18 protein-coding genes are annotated in these 15,109 nt (G+C 60.9%); 10 read left to right on the top strand and 8 right to left on the bottom strand.

Going from position 1 to position 15,109, the window contains the following annotated elements; genetic code table 11:
- Positions 1–62: 62 nt before the first annotated feature.
- Together xerD and CFBP4996_RS17720 are read right to left on the bottom strand one after the other, a co-directional pair.
- Positions 63–1,058, bottom strand: coding sequence for a site-specific tyrosine recombinase XerD (xerD, locus tag CFBP4996_RS17725; RefSeq protein ID WP_080854369.1), 996 nt, complete (start codon positions 1,056–1,058; stop codon positions 63–65).
- Positions 1,055–1,228, bottom strand: a complete 174-nt coding sequence (locus CFBP4996_RS17720) for a hypothetical protein (RefSeq protein ID WP_035239639.1) — start codon at positions 1,226–1,228, stop codon at positions 1,055–1,057. The genes xerD and CFBP4996_RS17720 overlap by 4 nt, the downstream gene beginning before the upstream one ends.
- Before the next feature lie 188 nt (positions 1,229–1,416).
- Between CFBP4996_RS17720 and CFBP4996_RS17715 the strand changes: the two genes are divergently transcribed.
- Both CFBP4996_RS17715 and aroB read left to right on the top strand, forming a co-directional pair.
- Complete coding sequence (locus CFBP4996_RS17715; protein ID WP_035262338.1) at positions 1,417–1,998, top strand: shikimate kinase; 582 nt, start codon at positions 1,417–1,419, stop codon at positions 1,996–1,998.
- A gap of 5 nt (positions 1,999–2,003) precedes the next feature.
- Positions 2,004–3,137 (top strand): 3-dehydroquinate synthase, encoded by a 1,134-nt coding sequence (gene aroB / locus CFBP4996_RS17710; protein ID WP_035262336.1) that lies wholly within the window; start codon positions 2,004–2,006, stop codon positions 3,135–3,137.
- A 25-nt stretch (positions 3,138–3,162) separates the two neighbouring features.
- Here aroB and CFBP4996_RS17705 read toward each other — a convergent pair whose 3' ends face one another.
- Positions 3,163–3,444, bottom strand: a complete 282-nt coding sequence (locus tag CFBP4996_RS17705; protein WP_003523290.1) for a BolA family protein — start codon at positions 3,442–3,444, stop codon at positions 3,163–3,165.
- A 114-nt stretch (positions 3,445–3,558) separates the two neighbouring features.
- Here CFBP4996_RS17705 and CFBP4996_RS17700 point away from each other — a divergent pair, with 114 nt between their 5' ends.
- The 4 genes from CFBP4996_RS17700 (at position 3,559) to CFBP4996_RS17685 (ending at position 8,279) form a co-directional block, all read left to right on the top strand.
- The gene (locus CFBP4996_RS17700) at positions 3,559–4,194 is read left to right on the top strand and encodes a J domain-containing protein (RefSeq protein ID WP_059755848.1); all 636 of its coding nucleotides are present in this window, start codon (positions 3,559–3,561) and stop codon (positions 4,192–4,194) included.
- A gap of 68 nt (positions 4,195–4,262) precedes the next feature.
- Positions 4,263–5,252 carry a cobaltochelatase subunit CobS gene (cobS, locus tag CFBP4996_RS17695; protein ID WP_003523293.1) on the top strand — a complete coding sequence of 330 codons (990 nt, stop codon included), beginning with the start codon at positions 4,263–4,265 and terminating at the stop codon, positions 5,250–5,252.
- Positions 5,253–5,359: 107 nt separating this feature from the next.
- On the top strand, positions 5,360–7,264 hold the full coding sequence (gene cobT, locus CFBP4996_RS17690; RefSeq protein ID WP_080854370.1) for a cobaltochelatase subunit CobT: 1,905 nt from the start codon (positions 5,360–5,362) through the stop codon (positions 7,262–7,264).
- Positions 7,265–7,301: 37 nt separating this feature from the next.
- Entirely contained in the window at positions 7,302–8,279 is a 978-nt protein-coding gene (locus tag CFBP4996_RS17685) for an esterase-like activity of phytase family protein (protein WP_162936131.1), read from the top strand.
- Between the two features lie 2 nt (positions 8,280–8,281).
- On the opposite strand, the gene CFBP4996_RS17680 is transcribed toward CFBP4996_RS17685, so the two are convergent.
- The 3 genes from CFBP4996_RS17680 to rpmB all read right to left on the bottom strand — a co-directional run bounded on the left by CFBP4996_RS17680 (position 8,282) and on the right by rpmB (position 9,805).
- Entirely contained in the window at positions 8,282–8,617 is a 336-nt protein-coding gene (locus CFBP4996_RS17680) for a pentapeptide repeat-containing protein (RefSeq protein ID WP_077985339.1), read from the bottom strand.
- A gap of 90 nt (positions 8,618–8,707) precedes the next feature.
- Positions 8,708–9,352, bottom strand: coding sequence for a queuosine precursor transporter (locus tag CFBP4996_RS17675; RefSeq protein WP_080854372.1), 645 nt, complete (start codon positions 9,350–9,352; stop codon positions 8,708–8,710).
- Positions 9,353–9,514: 162 nt separating this feature from the next.
- Positions 9,515–9,805: a 50S ribosomal protein L28 gene (gene rpmB, locus CFBP4996_RS17670; RefSeq protein ID WP_003509888.1), complete on the bottom strand. Its 291-nt coding sequence runs from the start codon at positions 9,803–9,805 to the stop codon at positions 9,515–9,517.
- 252 nt (positions 9,806–10,057) lie between these two features.
- Between rpmB and CFBP4996_RS17665 the strand changes: the two genes are divergently transcribed.
- On the top strand, positions 10,058–10,831 hold the full coding sequence (locus CFBP4996_RS17665; RefSeq protein ID WP_003523301.1) for a DUF3108 domain-containing protein: 774 nt from the start codon (positions 10,058–10,060) through the stop codon (positions 10,829–10,831).
- Between the two features lie 5 nt (positions 10,832–10,836).
- On the opposite strand, the gene CFBP4996_RS17660 is transcribed toward CFBP4996_RS17665, so the two are convergent.
- Positions 10,837–11,277, bottom strand: a complete 441-nt coding sequence (locus CFBP4996_RS17660; protein WP_162936079.1) for a cupin domain-containing protein — start codon at positions 11,275–11,277, stop codon at positions 10,837–10,839.
- Complete coding sequence (gene gloB, locus CFBP4996_RS17655) at positions 11,277–12,047, bottom strand: hydroxyacylglutathione hydrolase (protein ID WP_080854373.1); 771 nt, start codon at positions 12,045–12,047, stop codon at positions 11,277–11,279. Before gloB ends, CFBP4996_RS17660 begins: the two co-directional genes overlap by 1 nt.
- Before the next feature lie 106 nt (positions 12,048–12,153).
- Here gloB and CFBP4996_RS17650 point away from each other — a divergent pair, with 106 nt between their 5' ends.
- The 3 genes from CFBP4996_RS17650 to CFBP4996_RS17640 all read left to right on the top strand — a co-directional run bounded on the left by CFBP4996_RS17650 (position 12,154) and on the right by CFBP4996_RS17640 (position 15,035).
- Entirely contained in the window at positions 12,154–12,915 is a 762-nt protein-coding gene (locus tag CFBP4996_RS17650) for a class I SAM-dependent methyltransferase (RefSeq protein ID WP_003523306.1), read from the top strand.
- 84 nt (positions 12,916–12,999) lie between these two features.
- Positions 13,000–14,106 (top strand): histidinol-phosphate transaminase, encoded by a 1,107-nt coding sequence (gene hisC, locus CFBP4996_RS17645; RefSeq protein WP_080854374.1) that lies wholly within the window; start codon positions 13,000–13,002, stop codon positions 14,104–14,106.
- Entirely contained in the window at positions 14,106–15,035 is a 930-nt protein-coding gene (locus CFBP4996_RS17640) for a prephenate/arogenate dehydrogenase family protein (RefSeq protein ID WP_080854375.1), read from the top strand. The genes hisC and CFBP4996_RS17640 overlap by 1 nt, the downstream gene beginning before the upstream one ends.
- The last annotated feature ends 74 nt before the right edge of the window (positions 15,036–15,109 follow it).

The following is a 15,109-nucleotide window of genomic DNA, read 5'->3' as shown; positions in this document are numbered from 1 at the left end:
GAGATCCGTTTCCGATCGTTTTGCGCAAGGTTTGACCGGATTATCCGGCGGTTCCGGTCGCTCTAATCAAGGTTTTTGCCCTGTTTGGCAAGGGGGTGATGTGTTTGTACCAGCTCTTGCAAGCGTTCTTCCAGCACATGTGTATAGATTTGTGTCGTGGAAATGTCGGAATGGCCGAGCAGTTCCTGTACCGCGCGCAAATCCGCGCCGTTCTGCAGAAGGTGGCTGGCAAAGGCGTGGCGCAGCACATGCGGCGATATAGCAGACGGGGTTAGGCCCGCACGGATGGCGATGTCCTTGAGGTCGCGGGCAAAGACCTGGCGGGGCAGGTGGCCTTCCTTGCTGTTGGAAGGAAACAGCCACTGGCTCTCCGGCGTCTCCGGTTTTTTCTGCGAAGCGGCCACCTTGCTTTTCTCGGATGCGAGCGCCTTTCTGGCAGCCTCGTATTTTTCCATCGCCTCGATGGCGGCGCGGGAAAGAAGAACCATGCGGTCCTTGTTGCCCTTGCCGCGTATCATCAGGAAGCGGCCTTCCTGACGCAGCACCTTGACCGGCAGCGAGACGAGTTCGCTCACACGCATGCCGGTGGCATAAAGAAGCTCGAGCAGCAGGTGCATGCGGATGCGGGCAAGCTGGCCGAGACCGGATGTGGCGGCTTCCTGCGCGGCAAGGCTAAGAAGCCTGTTCACATCGGCGACGCTCATCGTTTTCGGTAAAGCGAGACCTTTTCTGGGAGCGTCGATGATGCCGGTCGGGTCGTCGCCGCGCAGCCCTTCCGAATAGAGAAAACGATAGAATTGCCGCATGGTGGAAAGACGTCGCGCCTGTGAGGTTGCGGCAAAACCCTGAGCGGAAAGATGGGTCAGATAGGCGGAAAGGTCAGGCGTCTGCGCCTGCGTCAGGGACTGGCCGCGCTGACCGAGAAATTCGCGCAGATCGGAAAGATCACGCTCATAGGAAGAGAGCGTGTTGGCGGCAGCCCCGCGTTCGGCGCTCATCATTTCCAGAAAACTTTCGAGCCGCGCGCCGTCGCGTCCTGCCGTCGGCTGTCCGCTCATGGGGTGCGCCTTGCCGGTTCGGTCGACGGCGGGTTCAGCCGCTCGGAAGGAATGCGAACCGTCACTTCGCGGTCGCGCGGTTTGACGACCATGACGAGCAGCACCATGCCGCCATAGATCAGCCCCGCGATGGTCGCCAGTATCATCGTGAAGCGGAAGAGGGTGGGCATGGCGGCTCCGTGAAGGTGGCGGTCGAAACGTATATGCGGTGCGGCGAAAGCGGCGACAAGATCAAAATGCCCGCTCCGCCCCATGCCGCATGCGGCGATGATTGTGATTCACCGCAATTCAGTCAGCAATTTGGCTTGACGCTTCGTAAACATTTGCAGATATCCATGCCAAACGGGCTTTCAAATCTATGAATGAAACGAATTTATCCGTCCCGGCCACACTCGGGGAGCAAGCGCGGGCAAAGCTCGGACGGCGCAACATCGTCTTCGTCGGGCTGATGGGGGCTGGAAAGTCGGCGGTGGGCCGCATGGTCGCCCAGCAGCTCAGGGTTCCGTTCATCGATACGGATGTCGAAATCGAGCGCGTTTCGCGCATGACGATATCGGAACTTTTCGCCACCTATGGCGAAGAAGAATTCCGGGCGCTGGAAACGCGGGTCATCAAGCGGCTGCTGCGCGGCGGCCCCAAGGTCATCTCCACCGGCGGCGGCGCCTTCATCAACGACAATACCCGCCGGCACATCACGCGCGGCGGCATTTCATTGTGGCTGAAGGCCGATCTCGAGGTGTTGTGGGAGAGGGTCAACAAGCGCGACCACCGCCCGCTGCTCAAGACCGAAAACCCCAAGGCTACGCTGGCGGCCCTGATGGAGAAGCGCTATCCGATCTATGCGGAAGCGGATCTCACCATCGAATCCCGCGATGTCCGCAAGGAAATCATCGTGACAGAAGTGCTGGCCGCCATAGCCGGCATCGAACAGAAAGACTGATCCCCATGACGCCTTCCGAAATCCACGCCGATGAACGTCTCGTCCATGTGCCGCTCGGCGAGCGCGCCTATGACATTCTGATCGGGCCGGGCCTCATCGGCCGGGCGGGCGGCGAAATTTCGGCGCGGCTGAAGGGCCGGCGCGCGGCCATCATCACCGATGAACATGTCGCGCCGCTCTACCTCGAAGGCCTGATGGACGGGCTGCAGACCGATGGCATCGAGGCCGTCTCGCTGACGCTGCCGGCCGGCGAAAAGACCAAGAGCTTCGAGCATCTCGTCACCGTCTGCGATGCGGTTCTGGCAGCAAGGGTGGAGCGTAACGATGCGGTGATCGCGCTCGGTGGCGGCGTGATCGGCGATCTCGCCGGTTTCGCAGCGGGCATCGTGCGCCGGGGCGTGCGCTTCGTGCAGATACCGACCTCGCTTCTGGCGCAGGTCGATTCCTCCGTCGGCGGCAAGACCGGCATCAACAGCCGCCATGGCAAGAACCTCGTCGGCGTTTTCCACCAGCCCGATCTGGTGCTGGCGGATACCGCGGTGCTCGATACGCTGAGCCCGCGGGAATTCCGCGCCGGTTATGCCGAAGTGGTGAAGTACGGGCTGATCGACAAGCCGGACTTCTTCTTCTGGCTGGAAAAGAACTGGGATGACATCCGCACCGGCGGACCCGCCCGCATTCAGGCAATTGCGACGAGCTGCCAGGCCAAGGCGGACGTGGTGGTGGCCGACGAGAAGGAAAACGGCGTGCGCGCCCTTCTGAACCTCGGCCATACATTCGGCCATGCGCTGGAGGCGGCGACCAATTACGACAGCAAGCGGCTGGTGCATGGCGAAGGCGTCGCCATCGGCATGGTGCTGGCGCACCAGTTCTCCGCCCGGCTCAACCTCGCCAGCCCGGACGATGCCGCCCGCGTCGAGGCGCATCTGAAGGCCGTCGGCCTGCCGACGACGATGAAGGATATTCCCGGCGAATTGCCGCCGGTCGAAACGCTGATGACGGCAATCGCGCAGGACAAGAAGGTCAAGGGCGGCAAGCTCACCTTCATCCTCACCCACGGCATCGGCCAGTCCTTCGTGGCCGATGATGTTGCGGCGTCCGAGGTGCAGTCCTTCCTGTCGGAAAAACATCCGGGTTAAGGCCGCGAGACAAAGGAAGCCGTGCCTAGAACCGCACCGCTTCCCCGGGCGCTGCCGCCTCTATCGCCAGCGCATGCAGGCCGGCATCGAGTTCCGGCTTCAAAAGCGCGTTGATCGCCCGGTGGCGCTCGACGCGAGACTTGCCGGAAAAGCTTTCCGACACTATCTGAACACGCATATGCGTCTCGCCCGTGCCGGTCATATCCGGCTGGTGGCCGGCATGCATCCGGCTTTCATCGACGACCCTCAGGCGCTCCGGTGAAAAGCTTTCCCGAAGCTTCGTTTCTATGCGTTCTCGCAGGGACATGCGACGGGCTCCATTCTCGTTGGCTGGTCTTGAAGGGGGCTACCTAAAAGCCAGCAACATTCCGCTTTGTCAATTCTTGTTGTGCGGCTTTTCGCACCCCATAATCAGGGCATCATGAAACTGGATTCGAAATATTTCGATCGCATCCGCACGCGCCGGAAAAGGGAGAGGGAACCTGAGGTTCAGGCCCCCACCTGCCAGTGGGACGGATGCGACAAGCCGGGTATTCACCGGGCACCCGTCGGCCGCAATGCCGAGGGGCAATTCTTCCTGTTCTGTTTTGAGCACGTGAAGGAATACAACAAGGGCTATAATTACTTTTCCGGCCTGTCCGACAGCGAGATCGCCCGCTATCAGAAAGAGGCGATCACCGGTCATCGCCCGACCTGGACAGTCGGCGTCAACAAGACGGCGCGCGACAGCCCGCTGCATTCCACGCTGCGTTCCGGCACGGCGAGCGGGAACGCCCGTATCCGCGATCCTTTCGGCTTCGCCGGCGGTTTTGCGGGCGGCGCAAGGGCAGGCGGCACCCGCATGCAGCAGGACCGCAAATTGAAGACGCTGGAGGCAAAAGCCTTCGATACGCTCGGTCTTTCTTCCACCGCAAAGCAGGAAGACATAAAAAGGCGCTACAAGGAGCTTGTCAAAAAGCACCATCCTGATGCTAATGGTGGCGATCGTGGTTCGGAAGAGCGTTTTCGGGCTGTTGTTCAAGCATATCAATTGTTAAAGCAGTCAGGTTTCTGCTAAGCCAACTTATGTGTTTACCGCCTGATTGATGATGTGGCCGGGTGGCTGCCGCCCGCCTTGGAGACGTGATGAGCAAAATCGACCTTGATATTTCCAACCTGCCCGACACGACGGTGTCCGTGCGGGAGGTTTTCGGCATTGATACGGATCTGCGGGTTCCCGCCTATTCCCAGGGCGACGCCTATGTGCCTGACCTCGATCCCGACTATCTTTTCGATCGCGACACGACGCTTGCGATCCTTGCCGGTTTTGCTCACAACCGACGTGTCATGGTCTCCGGTTTCCACGGCACGGGTAAATCCACCCATATCGAGCAGGTGGCCGCCCGCCTGAACTGGCCCTGCGTGCGCGTCAACCTCGACAGCCATGTCAGCCGTATCGACCTCGTCGGCAAGGACGCCATCGTCCTGAAAGACGGCAAGCAGGTTACCGAATTCAAGGACGGCATTCTGCCCTGGGCCTACCAGCACAATGTCGCGCTCGTCTTCGATGAATATGATGCCGGCCGCCCGGACGTGATGTTCGTTATCCAGCGCGTGCTGGAATCGTCCGGTCGCCTGACGCTGCTCGACCAGAGCCGCGTCATCCGTCCTCACCCGGCCTTCCGCATTTTTGCGACCGCCAACACGGTCGGCCTCGGTGATACGACCGGCCTTTACCACGGCACGCAGCAGATCAACCAGGCGCAGATGGACCGCTGGTCCATCGTCACCACGCTGAACTACCTGCCGCATGAGCAGGAAGTGAACATCATCGCCGCCAAGGTGAAGAGCTTCGACAATCCGAAGGGCCGTGAAACCGTCTCCAAGATGGTGCGCGTGGCCGATCTCACCCGTTCGGCTTTCATCAATGGCGATCTTTCCACGGTCATGAGCCCGCGTACCGTCATCACCTGGGCGGAAAATGCGGAAATCTTCGGCGATCTCGCCTTTGCCTTCCGCGTAACCTTCCTCAACAAGTGCGACGAACTGGAGCGCACGCTGGTGGCCGAGCAATATCAGCGGGCTTTCGGCGTCGAGCTGAAGGAAAGCGCGGCGAACATCGTTCTCAGCGCCTGATCGTCCCCGGCTCGTCCGGGGAAGATCACCGATGACTTGAAGACGCCGGTGGGGCGCGCGATCTTCCGATCGCGTGCCGCAGGCGCCGACAAATGACAGGAAAGACAATGGCAGGGCGCGGCGACAATTCCAGAGCAAAACCGGGTACGGCGGTCGATACGGAACCGTTGCGTCAGGCGATTGCCGGATGCGTGCGATCCGTCGCTGGCGATGCCGAAGTCGAGGTCGTCTTCGCCAATGAGCGGCCGGGTCTTGCCGGCGAGCGCATGCGCCTGCCGGAAATCTCCAAGAAACCGACCGCGCAGGAAATCGCCATCACCCGCGGCCTCGGCGATTCCATGGCGCTGCGCCTTGCCTGCCATGATGCCGACACCCATGCGGTGATGTCGCCGCAGGGCGCCGAAGCGCGGCTGATCTTCGATGCGGTGGAACAGGCGCGCGTGGAATCCATCGGTGCGCTGCGCATGCCGGGCATGGCCTCCAACATCCATGCCATGAACACGGAAAAATACGCCAAGGCCAACTTCGCCGGCATCAACAACAAGGACGACGCGCCGCTTGCAGAAGCCGTGGCGCTTCTGGTGCGCGAGAAGCTGACCGGTGAAAAGCCGCCCGCAAGCGCCGGGAAGGTTGTCGATCTGTGGCGCGATTTCATCGAGGACAAGGCGGCCGGCGACCTCAAGGATCTTTCGAACGTCATCACCGACCAGAAGGCGTTTTCGCGGCTGGTGCGCAAGATGCTGACCTCCATGCAGATGGCGGAAGATTTCGGCGACGAGGATAACGAGCCCGAGAGCCAGGAGGCGGAATCCAACGAGGACCAGCCGCGCACCAACGAGACCGAAGAAGAGCAGGTCGAGGAAGAGGCGGGCTCGGACGCGACGCCTGCCGACGAAAACGAGGCCTCGCAGGAGGAAATGGAAGAAGGCGAGATGGACGGCGCCGAGATGTCGGACGAGGAAATGTCCGACGATCTCGACGAGGATTCTGAGACGCCCGGCGAGACCCGCCGCCCCAACAGCCCCTTCGACGATTTCAATGAGAAAGTCGACTACCGCATCTTCACCCAGGAATTCGACGAGGAAATCCACGCCGAGGAACTGTGCGACGAGGCCGAGCTGGACCGTCTGCGCGCCTTCCTCGACAAGCAGCTCGCTCATCTTCAGGGCGCGGTCGGGCGCTTAGCGAACCGCCTGCAGCGCCGCCTGATGGCGCAGCAGAACCGTTCCTGGGACTTCGATCTGGAAGAGGGCTATCTCGATCCGGCCCGGCTCGTCAGGCTCATCATCGATCCCATGCAGCCGCTTTCCTTCAAGAAGGAGCGCGACACCAAGTTCCGCGATACCGTGGTTTCGCTGGTCATCGACAATTCCGGTTCGATGCGCGGCCGTCCCATTACCGTGGCTGCCACCTGCGCCGATATTCTGGCGCGCACGCTGGAGCGCTCCGGCGTGAAGGTCGAAATTCTGGGCTTCACCACCAAGGCCTGGAAGGGCGGACAGTCGCGCGAACAGTGGCTCGCCAATGGCAAGCCGGCGTCGCCGGGCCGTCTCAACGATCTGCGCCATATCATCTACAAGTCGGCGGACGCTCCGTGGCGGCGCGCGCGGCGCAATCTCGGCCTGATGATGCGCGAGGGCCTGCTGAAGGAAAATATCGACGGCGAAGCGCTGATGTGGGCGCATAACCGCCTGATCGGCCGCCCCGAGCAGCGCAAGATCATGATGATGATCTCCGACGGTGCGCCGGTGGACGATTCGACCCTGTCGGTCAATCCGGGCAATTATCTGGAGCGGCACCTGCGCGCTGTCATCGAGCAGATCGAAACGCGCTCACCGGTGGAACTGCTGGCAATCGGTATCGGCCACGATGTGACGCGCTATTATCGCCGCGCCGTGACCATCGTGGATGCGGACGAGCTGGCCGGCGCGATGACCGAGCAGCTTGCGGCGCTCTTCGAGGATACGAGCGGCGCTTCCGGTTCGTCCCGCAGGGTTCGCCGTGCGGGATAAGCGGGGCCGGGCTTCTTCCGCCTGCAAAACGCTTGCGATGGCCGCCATTCTGGCGGCCGCATCGCTATGTCCGGTTTCCATCGGCGCTTCCACCATCGATGTGCCGGTAAGCGTGCGTCTGCTTTCCTCTTTCGAAGTCGGCACCAGCGAAAAACGTTTCGGCAAGCTGGAATTTATCGGCGGCATGGTGATGAGCGCGCCGGAAAAGCTGTTCGGGGCGATATCCTCCATCCGTTTCCGCCCCAATGGGGAGGGTTTCGTTGCGGTGCTGGATACCGGCCATTGGCTGACGGGCAGGGTCTTGCGCGACGCTCGCGGTGCTTTGTCCGGGCTTGCCGATGTCCGCATCACCCCCATGCTGGACATGAGCGGGCGCGAACCGCCGCGCAAGATGGAGATGGATGCGGAAGGGCTGGCGCTGCGCGACGGCAGGGTTTTCGTCAGTTACGAGCAGCGCCACAGGATCGATATCTATCCCGATCCGGGCTTCGCCACCGCAAAGCCGCTGGACCGCCTGCCATATCTCATCCCCAGCAACGAGTTGCGCCACAATGGCGGTCTGGAGGCTCTTGCGGTATCGCCGGCCGATTCGCCGCTCGCCGGCGCTCTGGTCGTGGTGGCTGAAAAAAGTATCGACACGGACGGCAATCTTCTCGCCGCCATATTGGAAGGTCCGCGCAAGGGCACATTTGCCGTTAAGCATCATCCGTCCTTCGACGTGACGGACGGCGCGTTCCTGCCCAATGGCGACCTGCTGCTTCTTGAGCGCCGCTTCAATTTCGCCGAAGGTGTGGGCATGCGCATCCGCCGCATCCGTGGGGCCGATATTCGGCCGGGCGCGGTGGTGGATGGCGAAATCCTCATGGAAGCCGGCATGGCTTACCAGATCGACAATATGGAAGGCATGGATGTGGTGAAGGGGCCGGACGGCTCGACGCGCCTCATCATCGTTTCCGATGACAATCACTCGTTCCTCCAGCGCAACCTGATGCTGGAATTCAAGCTGGTGGAGTAAAATCAGGCCTGCTGCTGTGCCGCTTTGTAGGCTGCCATCAGGTCCTCGACGGGAATGCCGTCGATCTTCATGCCGGTCATTCGGCATGACGTTATCTGCGCACCGGACAGGTTGGAGTTGCTCAGTTTCAGACCGGAAAAATTGACGTCGTCGATCGACCAGCCGGACATGTTGTTATCCGTGAACGACGCACCCGACAAATTGATATTGTTGAAGCTCGCCCCGGAAAGATTGACATTGTCGAAGACCGTGCCGGATAGATTGACGTCGTTGAAGGTTGACCCTGAAAGCGTGGCGCTGGCGGCCTCCACGATGTCTATAACGTCCTTGATCTGCATGTCGACCTGCCTCCGCGCTGTGCCACGGATGACAGACTGCAATGCTGACGGCTGGCTTGCAAGCGCGATTTGATCCGCGCTTGCCCGGCCTCAAACGCGGCCGGTTTTGACGGCGCCCGGCATCGGCTTCAGCGTGTTCATCAGCGCGCCGTAAGGCAACAGCATGATGAGGCCGACGAGAACCTTCACCGACAGATCACCCAGCGCCCAGGAAATCCAACGGGGCGCTTCCACGGCGAAGACACCGAGGATGGGAGCGTTTTCGATGGCGAAGGCGTCGTTGGGGCCGACGAAGGAGAAGCTTGCCGCAAAGGCGATGGAGAAGAACAGTGCGGTATCCAGCACCGATCCCAGCATCGAGCCGGCGAGCGGCGCGTGCCACCAGCGCTGGCGGCGCAGGCGGTTGAAAACGGAAATGTCCAGCAGCTGGCCGATCAGATAGGCGGTGCCGGAAGCGACCGCGATGCGCGGAATGGATGTCCAGAAAGACAGCGTGACCCCGACGACGAAGCCGGCAAGCACGACGCGGCGCGCGATGGAGGGGCCGAACTGGCGGTTGGTCAGGTCCGTGACGAGGAAGGCGATTGGATAGGTGAAGGCGCCCCAGGTCAGAAGGTCGCCGAGATTGACGCCGAACAACGAGCCGGAAAGCGGGTATTGCACCAGAATATTGGACGCGACGACCACAAGCGTCATCAGCAGAACATAGATAAGCGTTAATCGCAGATAGGGCATTTTTTTATCCTGGGTGATGCCACCAGTTGGAGCCAAGCATCGGAGGAAAACGTCTCAAACGGTTTTCGCAAAACCCGATGCAACTAAAATCTGGAACAAACAAAAGGCTTGAGCGGCAAAGCCATTCAAGCCTTCTGAATTCAGATGATGTCGAAACCGCTATTAAGCAGCTTCGGCCGTCTTCTTGGCGATCTGGCGGCGCAGGAGACGAGCGCGCATGCTCAGTTCGTTTTCGCCGGACTTCAGAAGGAAGGCATCGAGGCCGCCACGGTGTTCAACGGAGCGCAGAGCGGCTGCGGAAACACGCAGGCGGAAACGCTGGCCGAGAGCATCGGAGATCAACGTGACCTGGCAGAGGTTCGGAAGGAACCGGCGCTTGGTCTTGTTGTTGGCGTGGCTGACGTTGTTGCCCGTCTGGACGCCCTTGCCGGTCAATTCGCATACACGGGACATGGGTACACCTATTTCGTTTCGTCTGTTTCACCACTGGCTCGCCACCGGCAAAACCGGGGTGGCAATCCAACTGGCCATGATTGGAAAGTTGCGGTTCTATAGTCAGACGAGACTTAACAGTCAAGCCGCTCGCGATCAAATGAAAGGAAATTCCGGCGTTTTCAACCGTCGTCCGCTTTTTTATTGCCACAAGTCAGCGTATATGATCGCCCGATAAGGCCGCTTCCGCGCCTCTTTTAAGGTGATATCGAAATGATTGCCAGAGGAAAAAGCATTTTCGTGGCCGCGACAATAGCGTTAACGGGCGTCTCCCCCTCGCTCGCCGCCGAAGCGCGCCACACAAGCGAATACAGCATCAATCTCGGCATTTTGCCGATTGCCAGGGCAAGTTTCTCGACTCGCATGGACGGACCGAATTATTCGATCTCCGGTTCCTTCAGCGCCGCCGGCCTTGCCAGCATCCTCAAGGATATTTCCGGCAAGACGACCGTTTCCGGCGCCAAGCGCGGCCACCGGCTGCAGGCCAACGAATATTCGCTGGTCTACAAGGACGGCAAGCGGGTGCGCACCTATGACGTTGTCTATCGCAACGGCAACGTCACATCGACGACGGTGAAGCCTGAGCCGAAAGCCCGGCCGGACAACTGGGTGGATGTGAAGGACCGCGACCTGCGCTCGGTTCTCGATCCGATTTCCGGCCTCATCATTCCCGCGGGCGGCCGCATCTGCCCGACTCGCCTGCCGATCTATGACGGCGAATCGCGACTCGATCTGGTTTTGAGCTCCAGCGGCACCAAGCCGTTCAAGACCAATGGTTTTAATGGCGACGCCATCGTCTGCAAGGCGCGGTATGTGCCGAAGTCGGGTTACAGGCAGGGGCGCAAGGATATCGAATATCTGAAATCCATCTCCATGGAAATCTGGTTCGCCAAATCGAACAACATGGATGTCTATGCGCCTGTCTATGCCATCATTCCGACCCGGGTGGGGCAGGTCTATATTACGGCTACGAAATACGGCGGCTGACGCAATTACGACGCATCACCCGGCGACCAGCCGGGCTCTGCCATAACGAAGCTCGAAAAGGCAAAGCCCGGCGAGACGGTGCAGCCGACGAGCGTGAAGTCGCCGAGGCTTTCGGCCGATTGCCAGCAATTGGCGGGAACGATGACCTGCGGGCGCTCGCCTTCAAGAATGGCGGGGCCGAGCGTGAAGGTCTGCACTTCCCGGCCGTCCTGCGAAAGATGCAGCGCAATCGGCGCGCCGGCATAATAGTGCCAGACCTCCACCGCATCGGTGACCCGGTGCCAGTGCGAGCGGTCGCCCTTTTCCAGGAGATAATAGATCGCCGTCGAATGGCCGCGCTCACCGCCTGCCCTGTCGCGGAACGTCTGGTGGTAAAAACCGCCCTCGGGATGCGGCTCCAGCCCCAGTTCGCGAATGATCGCCTGCGCCGATATTTCCGTTCCCATCAGAAATTGTCCTTGCGTGTGCGGATTTCCGCGAAAACATCGGCATCGGTGGCGCTTTCAAGGCCAAGATATTTGCGAATACCGGCATCGGCCACCCGCATATAGGGATTGGTCTGTTTTTCGAGCCCGATGGTGGTGGGAATGGTGAATTCATTCGCCTGCCGCGCCCTCTCGATGAGGGCCGCGCGCTCGCTCAGCACAGCGTTCTGCGGATCGACGGTGAGGGCGAAACGGGCATTCGTCAGCGTATATTCATGGCCGAAATAAACCTTGGTCTCATCCGGCAGCGCCATGAGTTTCTGGAAGGAATGCCACATATCCGCCGCCGGACGTTCGAACAGGCGGCCGCAGCCCATGGCAAACAGCGTATCGGCGGCAAACAGCAGCCCGTCATCGGGCAGATAATAACAGATATGTCCCGCCGTATGGCCGGGGGTAGCGATAACCTGTACGCGGCGGCCGGCGAATTCGAATTCGTCGCCATCGGCCTGCGAACGGTCGAGACCGGGGATCGCAACCGCCTCGTCGTAGGGGCCGTGAATTTCGCAGCGGAACTTGTCTTTCAGGGCCAGATTGGCTTCCACATGGTCCTGATGGTGGTGGGTGGTGAAGATATGGGTGAGCTTCCAGCCATGGCCGTCGAGCGCCTGCAGGATAGGTCCTTCTTCCGGTGCGTCTATGGTGGCTGTCGCGCCGCTTTCGGGATCGTGCAGGAGAACCCCGAAATTGTCGCTGCGGCAAAGAAAGACGTCTATTTCCAAAGGTTTCATCTTATCCTCTCCATTTGCCGGCCAAAACCGGCGCATTCGCCCGCCTGACCTTCTATGTAAGGGCAGACGCCTTGAAGTCCAACCGCCTGATGCTACATTCTCGCCCATGAATACCGATATCGTCGATCTGCGCGAATTCTATCATTCTCCGCTTGGCCGCTCGGCCGAGCAGGCGATCACCATGGCGCTTTCGACGCTGTGGCCACCTTTGCCGGAAGAGCGGCTGGTTGGCCTTGGTTACGCTGTGCCGTTTCTGGAGCGGTTCCGTCGCGATACGGAGCGCACCTTCGCCTTCATGCCGGCGGGGCAGGGGGCGGTGAACTGGCCGGCGGGCGAGCTTTCCTCCACGGCGCTGGTGTTCGACGAGGAACTGCCGCTGCCCGATGCGTCGATAGACCGCGTCTTGATGGTGCATGCGCTGGAATTTGCAGAAAATCCGCGTGAAAGCCTGAAGGAACTGTGGCGGGTGCTGGCGCCCGGCGGCCGTCTGGTGATCGTGGTGCCGAACCGGCGCGGCGTCTGGGCGCGTATGGAACATACGCCCTTCGGTTCCGGAAGGCCCTATTCGCGCGGACAGCTGACGGCGCTCCTGCGCGAAACCAATTTCACGCCGGGCGCCACCGCCGAGGCGCTGTTCTTTCCGCCCACCACCAGCCGGCCGATACTGAAATTCCGCCGCTATCTCGAACATACCGGCCGCCGGCTGTGGCCGCTTTTTTCCGGCGTCATCGTGGTGGAAGCCCAGAAGCGTCTCTATCAGGGATTGCCCGTCACCCAGCGCGCCTCGCGTCGCGTTTTTGTGCCCGTGCTGGCCCCGCAGGGGGTGCCCACCACCCGCACTGCCGCAAGCCAAGGAAAGCCGCGCTGACCCTCGACAAAGCGACCATTCCGGTCTAATGCCTCCGGCATTGCTTTTGCCGGGTTCTCCGGCGCTTTTCCAAAGGTCGATCAAATGAGTGCAGAGCTTAGCCAACCTGTTCCGCGTCCGGGTATTCTGGATATCGCCGCTTATGTTCCGGGCAAGGAACATGTGGACGGCGTTGCGAAGGTTTATAAGCTCTCCTCCAATGAAACGCCGCTTGGGCCGAGCCCGAAGGCGATAGAGGCTTTCGGCACGGCGGCCAGCCATCTGGAAATCTATCCGGACGGTCAGGCGATCGCGCTGCGTCAGGCGATTGCTGACGTGCATGGTCTCAACATCGCGAATATCATGTGCGGCAACGGTTCGGACGAGCTTCTCGGCCTGCTTTGCCACGTCTATCTGGGCTCGGGCGATGAGGCGATCATCACCGAACACGGTTTCCTCGTTTACAAGATCCAGATCATGGGTGCGGGCGCGACCCCGGTGACGGTGAAGGAAAAGGATTGCGCGGTGGATGTGGATGCGATCCTCGCCGCCGTGACGCCGAAGACCAAGATGGTTTTCGTCGCCAATCCGGGCAATCCCACCGGCACCTATGTTCCCGTCGCGGAAATCCGCCGCCTGCAGGCCGGCCTGCCGAAACATGTCGTGCTGGTGCTGGATGCGGCCTATGCCGAATATGTTCGCAAGAACGACTACGAGGCCGGTCTGGAACTGGTCTCCGGCAACCGCAACGTGGTGATGACGCGCACCTTCTCCAAGGTATACGGCCTTGCCGCCCTGCGCGTCGGCTGGATGTATGGACCTGCCGCTGTTATCGATGCACTGAACCGCGTGCGCGGCCCGTTCAACATGAGCGCGCCGGCTATCGCGGCGGGTGCTGCGGCAATCCGCGATCAGGCCTTCGTAGAGAAGGCCGTGGCGCATAACGCGCTGTGGATGGAAAAGCTGGTCACGACCTTTACCGGCCTTGGCCTCACCGTCACGCCTTCGGTTACCAACTTCATCCTCATCCATTTCCCGGATCAGGACGGCAAGCGCGCGGCGGATGCGGACGAGTTCCTGAGCCGCCGCGGTTACATTCTGCGTGCGGTACGTGGTTACGGTTTCCCGAATGCGCTGAGAATGACCGTCGGCTCGGAAGAGGCCAATCTCGGCGTCATCGCGGCCCTCACCGAGTTCATGGGACAGGCGTGATGGCTGAGATCATGTTTGAACGCATCGCGCTGATCGGCATCGGCCTGATCGGCTCGTCGATTGCCCGCGATGTCAGGGAACTGGGGCTTGCCCGCCATGTGACTATTTCCACCCGCAGCGAAGTCACGCTGAAACGGGCGGAAGAACTGGCGCTTGGCACGGATTACACCGTTTCGGCGGCGGAAGCGGTAAAGGATGCCGATCTCGTCATCGTCTCGGTGCCGGTCGGTGCGTCAGAAAGTGTGGCGCAGCAGATCGCGCCGCATCTGAAGCCGGGCGCCATCGTTACCGATGTCGGCTCCACCAAGGCATCGGTCATCGCGCAGATGGCGCCGCATATGCCTGACAATGTGCATTTCATTCCCGGCCATCCGCTGGCGGGTACGGAAAAATCCGGCCCGGATGCCGGTTTTGCCGGTCTCTTCCGCGACCGCTGGTGCATCTTCACGCCGCTGCCGGGCACGGATGCCGAGGCTCTGGAAAAGCTGAAGGATTTCTGGCGGGCGCTCGGTTCGCGCGTGGATGAGATGGATGCCGAACATCACGACAAGGTCTTGGCGATCGTGTCGCATCTGCCGCACATCATCGCTTACAATATCGTCGGCACGGCGGACGATCTGGAGACGGTGACCGAATCGGAAGTCATCAAATATTCCGCCTCCGGTTTCCGCGATTTCACCCGTCTGGCCGCCTCCGACCCCACCATGTGGCGCGACGTCTGCCTGCATAACAAGGATGCGATTCTCGAGATGCTGGCGCGGTTTTCCGAAGATTTGGCATCCCTGCAAAGGGCGATCCGCTGGGGGGAGGGTGACAAGCTGTTCGAGCTGTTTTCCCGCACCCGCGCCATCCGCCGCTCTATCGTGCAGGCGGGCCAGGATGTCGACGCACCGGACTTCGGCCGTCACGCGCTGGACCAGAAGAAGTAAACCGCATTTAGCTTAGGTCGTGATGGGATTTGATCCGGCCCATCGCGCCCGCCGGCAAAGTGCCAAAGCCTCCC

It is taken from the genome of Agrobacterium leguminum (assembly GCF_005144435.2).
Taxonomy (GTDB): Bacteria; Pseudomonadota; Alphaproteobacteria; order Rhizobiales; family Rhizobiaceae; genus Agrobacterium; species Agrobacterium leguminum.
This window is presented reverse-complemented; position numbering and strand designations above follow the sequence as displayed.